Below are 3,371 nucleotides of genomic sequence, written 5' to 3' on the forward strand. Positions count from 1 at the left end.
TGGCTGCCGGTGATGTTCTTCGTGCTCGCCGCCGCACTGTTTCCCTTTGCCGTTGGCCCCGATGCCCGCCTGCTGGCCCGCATCGCGCCGGGCATCATCTGGGTGTCGGCCCTGCTCGCCAGCCTGTTGCCGGTGGAAACCTTGCTGGCCCCCGATGTGGAGGATGGCAGCATCGATCAACTGATCGCACGCGGCATCGCGCTGGAACTGGTGTGCGCGGCGCGCATCATCGCGCACTGGATCGGTTTTGCGGTGCCGCTGCTGGCGGCGCTGCCAGTGGCGGGCGTGCTGCTCGGCCTGTCTGCCAACGATGGCACGCGGCTGGCCATCGCCCTGGCGCTTGGCACGCCGGCGCTAGCCAGCCTTGCCGTTGTCGCCGCCGCGCTTACCGCCGGCTTGAAGGGCGGCGGCGCGCTGGCCGGGCTGATCGTGCTGCCGTTGGCGCTGCCAGTGCTGATTTTCGGTGTCGGCAGCGATGTCGCCGGCGCGTTCCGGCTGCTGGCGGCGGCCAGTCTGGTGGCGCTGGCAGTGGGGCCGTTTGCAGCGGCGGCGGCGCTGAAGCCGGAATAGCGACGCGCCTAGAAAGGCCCGTTCAACTCGACAATGGCGCGGTTCAGGATCGCGGCAAAGCTCACCCACGCCAGATAGGGCAGCAGCAGCGCCGAGGCCGGGCGGGAGAAGCGCCACAGCACGACGATGAGCGCGGCGATACTGCTCCACAGGATGCCGACTTCCAGCGCGGCATAATCCGGGCGGTGCAGGCGGAAAAACAGGAAGCTCCACAACAGGTTGAGGATGCCATTCAGCGCAAACAGGCCGATGACATTCTCGGCCTGGGTGGGGGTGCGGGCGGCGAGCCAGGCGGTGGCGCCCGAGATGGTGCACAGTCCGAAGATCACGGTCCAGGCCGGGCCGAACAGCCAGGTTGGCGGCGCCCAGTCAGGTTGCTTCAGCGCCTGATACCAGGGGCCGATATCGGTGATGGTGGCCCCCACGGCAGCGGTGATCATGGCGGCCACAGCGGCAATGCCAACCGGCAGCACCCAGGGCGAATCGGCAAATCTGGACATTATGCGGCGCCGCCTTGCTTCATTGTCTCGCCGTTCAGACTTTCGACCGCTTGCCGGCGCTGTCACCTTCGCGCGTGCCGCCGCCGGACAAGATGCCGGTGATCAGCTGGACGCTGTCTTTCAGGAAGATCTTCACATGGGCCAGCGGCTTCTTGCGCGCCAGTTCCTTGTTCATATAGGCTTCCCAGGTCAGCTGCTGGATGTCCTTGTCCATGCACAGCTTGACGAATTTTTCGCGCATCGTGTCGCTGCGATACCACCACCATTGCATGATGCCGAGCACGCGGAACACCGTGCCATGGGCCTTCAGGAAACGCTTGCGGGCCAGGCCCAGCTTGGCCGGATCGCCGCTGGTCAGCGCTTCGGCGGCGGCCTTGGCGGCTTCGCGGCCGGCGGTCATCGCATAGAAAATGCCTTCGCCGCTGGCCGGCGCCACGCAGCCCGCCGCATCGCCGGCAACCACGACATCCTTGCCATTGTCCCACTTCTTGCGCGGGCGCAGCGGGATGGGCGCGCCTTCAACGCGCACCGTCTTGCAGGTGTCTTCGGTCATGCCCAGTTCTTCGCGCAGGGCAGCGACCGCCTTGCGCAATTCAAAGCCCTGCACGGCACTGCCGGTACCGATGCTGGTCTTCGACCCATGCGGGAACACCCAGGCATAGAAATCCGGGCTGTGCTTGCCCTGATAGAACACATCGCAGCGATCGCCGGCAAAGCCGCGAAAGCCTTCGGGCGGGCTGTCCACGACTTCGTGATAGGCCGCCACGAAAGGCAGTTTCTCGTCAGGCAGCGCCGCCCGGGCGACGGCGCTGTTGCAGCCATCGCAGCCGATCAGCATCCTGGTCTTCACCCGCAGCGGTTCAGAACCGCGCTCGGCATCCTTGGGGCGATAGAGCACCACGGCACTGCCGTCGGGTTCGCGCTCCAGCCCCTCGAAATTGCCGTCGCGGCGATCAGCGCCATTCGTTGCGGCGCGGGCGCGCAGCCATTCATCGAACACGTCGCGATCGACCATGCCGACCCAGCCGCCTTCGCCCACCGGCATATCGACCTCGCGGCCGGCCGGGCTGATCATGCGGGCGCTGTTGGCCGTGGTGCACAACAGTTCGATGGGCACATCAAAGTCTTTCAGCAGGCGCGGCGGCACCGCGCCGCCACACGGCTTGATGCGGCCCATGCGGTCGAGCAGCATCACCTTGTGCCCGGCCAGCGCGAGATCATTGGCCGCCGTCGCGCCTGACGGGCCACCGCCCACCACCACGAAATCGAACACATCGGTCATGCAACTGCCTCTTGATGTTTGGGCCTGCCCGCCGGGTTGTTGTCCATGCGGTCATTCAACCGCAAAGCGATGATGGCCGCCAGCAGAAACAGCAATGATTCTGCCGCAAACACCATTTCAAAGGCCGGTGCGTCGGATTGTAGCGTGGCCCGCAGCCGGTCGACCGCAAAAGCCCCGACAAAGCCGCCGATACCGAACGCCGCCGCTTGCGCCGCGCCCCACAAGCCCATGCGAATGCCTTCATGTCCCGTCCCGCCCCTCCCGGCGAGTTCCAGCATCGATCCGATGGCGGCCACGGCAAACATGCCATTGGCAAAGCCCAGCACGGCGACATTGATTGAGAGCGGCCAGCCTGGCCCGGCCCGCGCTGCCATCGCGAGGCTGGCCAGCGCCAGTGCCGATGCAAGGCAGCCGGCGACGATCCAGCGTTTCAGCTTCATGCCGGCCGCCGGTCCCTTTGGCCCGCCAAAGGCATGGCCGCCAGCGCCAACCAGGATCATGCCGGCCAGCACGCCCTGATGCTGCACGCCCGACAGGCTGGTGGATTGGCCCGGCGTCATGTTGAAGACCAGGCCGGCGAACGGTTCCAGGATCAGATCCTGCATTGAATAGGCCAGCATGGAAAAGAACACGAAGACGCTGAACAGCCGGGTGAGAGGATCACCCCAGATACCGCGCAACGCTTCGCCAAACGGGGCGGCCTCACGCTTTTCCTCGGCCCGATCTTCTCGGAATTCTGGCGCGCCTTCGACGCCCCACACGGCGACGCAGGTCACCGTGAACGCCACCGCCACCACGCCAGCGGCAACCTGCAGCAACCGCGTGGGCGAGAACGGATCGAGCAAGGCACCGGCCGTACCCGCTGAAATGACGATGCCGACGATCATCATGATCCAGGTGAGGCTGGCCGCTGCTGGCCTGCGGGCTTCGGCGGTGCGCGTCGCCAGCAGGGCGAGCAGCGACGTGCCGGCCGCGCCGACGCCGATGCCGATCATCGCATAGGCCAGCACCAGCGCCGC

Annotated in this window: 4 protein-coding genes; 1 reads left to right on the forward strand and 3 read right to left on the reverse strand. The window is 66.4% G+C overall.

All coding sequences use genetic code 11. The annotated features are described in order from the left end of the window. Positions 1-570: heme exporter protein CcmB (gene ccmB / locus RMO81_RS06090; protein WP_310474890.1), on the forward strand; the 570-nt coding region annotated here is incomplete at its 5' end. Positions 571-578: 8 nt separating this feature from the next. Here ccmB and RMO81_RS06095 read toward each other — a convergent pair. From RMO81_RS06095 to RMO81_RS06105, 3 genes are all read right to left on the reverse strand, one after another. Further along, on the reverse strand, positions 579-1,070 hold the full coding sequence (locus RMO81_RS06095) for a TspO/MBR family protein (RefSeq protein WP_310474891.1): 492 nt from the start codon (positions 1,068-1,070) through the stop codon (positions 579-581). Between the two features lie 34 nt (positions 1,071-1,104). Continuing rightward, positions 1,105-2,352 carry a geranylgeranyl diphosphate reductase gene (locus RMO81_RS06100; protein ID WP_310474892.1) on the reverse strand — a complete coding sequence of 416 codons (1,248 nt, stop codon included), beginning with the start codon at positions 2,350-2,352 and terminating at the stop codon, positions 1,105-1,107. Beyond that, positions 2,349-3,371 (reverse strand): BCD family MFS transporter (locus RMO81_RS06105; protein ID WP_310474893.1); only part of this gene is annotated, 1,023 nt, incomplete at its 5' end. The genes RMO81_RS06105 and RMO81_RS06100, both read right to left, overlap by 4 nt.

The sequence above is a fragment of the Sandarakinorhabdus sp. genome, from assembly GCF_031422795.1.
Lineage (GTDB): Bacteria > Pseudomonadota > Alphaproteobacteria > Sphingomonadales > Sphingomonadaceae > Sandarakinorhabdus.

Bases quoted from the DNA above. Each gene is read 5' to 3' on its own strand.
- RMO81_RS06095 (WP_310474891.1), bottom strand. From the start codon at position 1,070: ATGTCCAGATTTGCCGATTCGCCCTGGGTGCTGCCGGTTGGCATTGCC.
- RMO81_RS06100 (WP_310474892.1), bottom strand. From the start codon at position 2,352: ATGACCGATGTGTTCGATTTCGTGGTGGTGGGCGGTGGCCCGTCAGGC.